Source organism: Micrococcus sp. LASM2_SD2 (genome assembly GCF_057364565.1).
Map to the genome: position 1 here is coordinate 1 of NZ_JBNFOB010000217.1, position 3916 is coordinate 3916.

Annotated in this window: 4 protein-coding genes, 1 tRNA gene and 1 rRNA gene; 2 read left to right on the plus strand and 4 right to left on the minus strand. The window is 71.8% G+C overall.

Translation table 11 applies throughout. The features are described 5' to 3' along the window. Nucleotides 1-72: ribosomal RNA gene (rrf, locus tag AC2W7A_RS10200) — 5S ribosomal RNA — on the plus strand; the annotation flags it as partial. A 77-nt stretch (nucleotides 73-149) separates the two neighbouring features. On the opposite strand, the gene AC2W7A_RS10205 is transcribed toward rrf, so the two are convergent. Beyond that, nucleotides 150-572, minus strand: a complete 423-nt coding sequence (locus tag AC2W7A_RS10205; RefSeq protein WP_485991258.1) for a hypothetical protein — start codon at nucleotides 570-572, stop codon at nucleotides 150-152. 248 nt (nucleotides 573-820) lie between these two features. Between AC2W7A_RS10205 and AC2W7A_RS10210 the strand changes: the two genes are divergently transcribed. After that, nucleotides 821-897 (plus strand) — tRNA-Pro (locus AC2W7A_RS10210). A 131-nt stretch (nucleotides 898-1028) separates the two neighbouring features. Here the strand turns inward: AC2W7A_RS10210 and AC2W7A_RS10215 are convergent. The 3 genes from AC2W7A_RS10215 to AC2W7A_RS10225 all read right to left on the minus strand — a co-directional run. After that, the gene (locus AC2W7A_RS10215; RefSeq protein ID WP_485991259.1) at nucleotides 1029-1529 is read right to left on the minus strand and encodes a carboxymuconolactone decarboxylase family protein; all 501 of its coding nucleotides are present in this window, start codon (nucleotides 1527-1529) and stop codon (nucleotides 1029-1031) included. Between the two features lie 71 nt (nucleotides 1530-1600). Further along, entirely contained in the window at nucleotides 1601-3229 is a 1629-nt protein-coding gene (locus AC2W7A_RS10220) for a DUF5129 domain-containing protein (protein WP_485991260.1), read from the minus strand. A gap of 48 nt (nucleotides 3230-3277) precedes the next feature. Beyond that, the coding region (locus AC2W7A_RS10225; protein ID WP_485991261.1) for an NAD(P)-binding domain-containing protein at nucleotides 3278-3916 on the minus strand (639 nt) is incomplete at its 5' end.

Genomic DNA, 3916 nt, shown 5'->3' on the forward strand with positions numbered 1-3916 from the left:
CCGGAAGCTAAGGCCCACAGCGCCGATGGTACTGCAACCGGGAGGTTGTGGGAGAGTAGGTCGCCGCCGGACATTCTTTTTGGGTTGAGGCCCCACACTTTTTGGTGTGGGGCCTCCCCGCGTTCCCGGACCGTTTCGTCGGCCCCCGTTCAGAGCCCGTCTGTCTCCCTCTGGTGCACCTCTCGGAGTGCTTCGAGACGGATCCGCGAGACCGCGTGCAACCGACGCACTGCCGCACCGTGCAGGCTCTGCAGATCCTCCAGCTGGTCGAGCAGCTCATCCGCGGCCGCCGGCTTCTGCGAGTCCGGGATTGCCAGGAAGGCGTCCAGGCGACGCGGCAGATGCCGGCAGACCACGTCCTCCACACAGAGCGCATCGGCGGCCCTCTGGGCGGCCGTATCGGCCCAGCGGGGGAGGAGCTCCGCCGCATGTTCGACCATGCTCAAGGCCAGCGTCCAGGTGTCCGGGCGCAGCCGCCCGCGTTCTTCGCGCAGGAGCGTGCGCATTCGGACCACCGCCTCCTCCACCGCATGCCGCTGCGCGGCCACGCCGGCTGCCGGTTCAGCGTCCATTCCTTCCCGCGATCCGTCGCCCGTCCCACGGGGTGAGGCGAAGGGGTTCCACCAGGGGCGTCGTCGAGCTGTCACGGTCGTCCTCCTCCACACGGTCGGTGTTCGCTCCCGGAGCATCCATCCTGTCAGGTGTGAGATGGCCGACGCCCGCGTGGACATGCGCCCGTCGACACCGGTCTCGTTTTGCGCGGAGCCCGGGACGCTGGTAATGTGTTCCTCTGTTGGCGACGCGGAAATGCGTCGACCTACGGGGTGTGGCGCAGCTTGGTAGCGCGCGTCGTTCGGGACGACGAGGTCGCAGGTTCAAATCCTGTCACCCCGACCACGCAGAAGCCCTCCACTCATTCGAGCGGGGGGCTTCGTCGTGTCCGGGCATATATCCCTGAGCCTGGGCGGGCGGCACCGGTCGTGCCCGCATGCCACTCTTCGCGTCCCGAGCCTGTCCGGTCCGTCTGATCAGCCCCGAGGCCTGACCGGGTGGTGGGACAGGATGCTGATCCGGTTCGTGGCGTTCATGGTCACCGCGATCCACTGCACCGCCGCGTACTGCGCATCCGTCAGATCGCCGTGGGACATCATCTGGGCCACCTGCTGCTCCTCCTGCCCTGGCAGCCCGGTCACGGTCTCCGCGAGCCGCAGCGCCGCCGTCTCCTGCGGCGAGTAGACGTCCCCGGCCTCCTCCCAGGCCGGCAGCAGGGAGAGCCGCTGCGTGCTCACTCCGGCCTTCTCGGCCAGCCGGGTGTGGACGTCCAGGCAGTAGGCGCAGCCGTTGAGCTGGGAGACGCGCAGCGAGACCAGCTCCACCAGCTCGGCGTCCAGTTCCGCCTCCTTCGCGTAGGCGGCGACGGCCTTGCGGAGGCCGGTCATCGCGTCCCAGACCTCGGGGGCGGCCTTGTCCAGATAGAAGCGCAGCGGATCCTCGCGGTCGTCCGCCGCCGAACGGGCTTCGTTGCTCATACCGGCCACTGAAGCACGACGACGGCGTCCTCGCCAGAGCCTCCGCCCGCGTCGCGGCCCGCCGGCGTCCCTCAGAAACGCCCGGAGGACCCGGAGCCGGAGAAGCTGCCGCCGCCGCTGCCGTAGCCGGTGCCGGACGAGGAGGACGAGCTGCGCGAGGAGTCCACCGAGGATCGGCCCGCAGTGTACCCGGCGTTGTAGGACCACACGCGCCAGTAGAAGCCGGTGTCATGGGTGACGTCGAGGATGGATCCGGTGCGGGCCCCGCCCGGCCTGCGGCGCTCGGCCCGCATGCTCCTGCGCATGGCCTCGCGCTCCTTGGAGGTCTTCGCGTAGGCGTCCACCTGGGCCTCGGCGAGATCGTCCAGGCGCTCGGTGAGCTCCCGGCGCAGCCGGTCCAGCTCGTCCAGGGCCGCGCTCGGCGTCACGGTCTGCTCGGTCAGCCGTGCTCCCAGGTCCTCGAGGTCCGCTCTCGTCTGGCGGACGAAGGAGTCCAGGACCATGGCCGGGGCGGAGTCGCGCACGGACCTGTCCAGGGAGCCGCGCAGCTTCTCGGCGCCGTCCAGGTCCTCCACCAACGGGGCGGCCTGGCGATCCCAGGCGTCCTCCCAGCCGGGGTGGCGGTTCAACAGGGTGTTCGCGTCCCCGATGGCGTCGTCCAGGGTGTCCAGCTCGGACGCCTGGCGCTGCACCTTCTCGGCGTCCTTGACGTTCTGCGTGCCGTGGCGCTTCTTCTCCGGGATCTGCTCGAGCTCCTCGAGCCGGCCGGTGAGGTCGATCGCGCGCTGTGTGAAGCCGCGGAAGCGTTCCATCAGGGCGGCGCCGTGCGGGGAGTCGGTGGGGACGGTGGAGGCGTTCACCTCGGTGGCGTCCATGTCCATGGTGACGTTCGTCAGGTGCCTGCGAGCGGCCTCGAGGGCGCGCGTGGTCTTCCGGCGCTGGGCCCTCCGCACCGCTGCGGCCGTCAGGGCGCCACCTCCGCCGAGGACCACGGCGGCGCCGCCTGCCAGAAGGGCGCCGGGGCTGAGCCACCAGGGCCTGCCGATGACCCCGGCCGCCTCGTCCACGGCGTCCACGGCGGCGTCGGTCCACTTCGCCTCCTTCGCCGAGTCGGTGGCGGCCTCGCGGACGTCCTCCTGCTGGGACAGGGACAGCTCGAGGTCCTCGCCGGCGTAGACGCCCATGATCCGGTTGTCCGGGTCCAGCGCGTAGATCAGCAGCCCGTCGGCCCACTTCTGTCCGTCGTCGCTGATCCAGTCCGGCCGTGCGGAGCGGGCGTGCGCCAGCACCCGGCCGTTGAACTCCTGGGACGCGCGGTCGTCGTCCAGGTGGTCCAGGCTCGCACCCCGCTCGGTGTAGACGGCGACCTTCACGGGCCCGCGGAACTCGATCTCCGCCAGGTCCCGCTTCAGCTGTGCCGGGTCGATGATCCCGGCGGTGTCGTCCAGCACCACCTCGGTGATCGGCTGCCGCTCGGTGCTCCGCTCACCCGCCGCCTGCCCGACGACGGCCGCTCGGCTGTGGACGGCCGGCTCACCGGCCGCGGTGGTCCCCGCCAGGGCGGGGGAGGAGCCGAGCATCGCCAGGCCGAGGGCTGCGCCGGCGATGAGGGCGGCAGGCGGGCGCCGGGCACCGACCCGGGCCGACCCTCCGGCGCCGTGGAAAGGGGTGGCACGGTCAGTGCTCTCGGCTCGGCTCACGGTGCTCCTCCAGGCTGTGTGTCCCGTCTGCGGCCGGCATGGCCGCTGTCACCACCTTAGATGGGAGGAGGCCGTGTCCAGCAGGTGGCGGAGCTCTGCCGCGGTGTGCTCCTCGCCGAAGCCGGGGCCTTCGGGCTCCACCACGGCCGCGCGGTGCAGCCCGCAGAACTCCACCGGTGCATAGCCCATGGCGGACACCAGGGCGGCGAGCATGCCGCGGGCCTGTTCACCGTCCGCCTCACTGCCGACGGCCAGCGCGCGCAGGGGCTGCTCGGCACGGCCGGCGGAGTCCATGTCGTGGTGGGAGATGTCGAAGAAGGCGCGCAGGACCGGCACCTCGAGTCCCCGGTCGCGCAGCCAGGCCGCCACGGCGAGGGTGTCGTCGCCCGGCCGGGAGCCGCCGGCGACGTCGGGCAGGAAGGCGGTGACGTCGTCGGGAAGGCCGTAGCCGCCCCAGGAGTTGGTGAGGTCCACCACGGCCCGGGTGCGCGGACCCACGAGGTCCGCGACCTCGATCTCGTCGAGGTCCTCGCGCGGCACGGCGATCACGGTGAGCTCCGTGTCCGTGGCGAGCTGGTCGGGGCGCACGGCCTCGGCCTCGGGCGCGTAGACCGTGAGGTGGTGGCGCAGCGCGGCCGGCGGCCGGGACGCGGCCATGACCACACGTGGCGCGGCGGCACCCGGGGT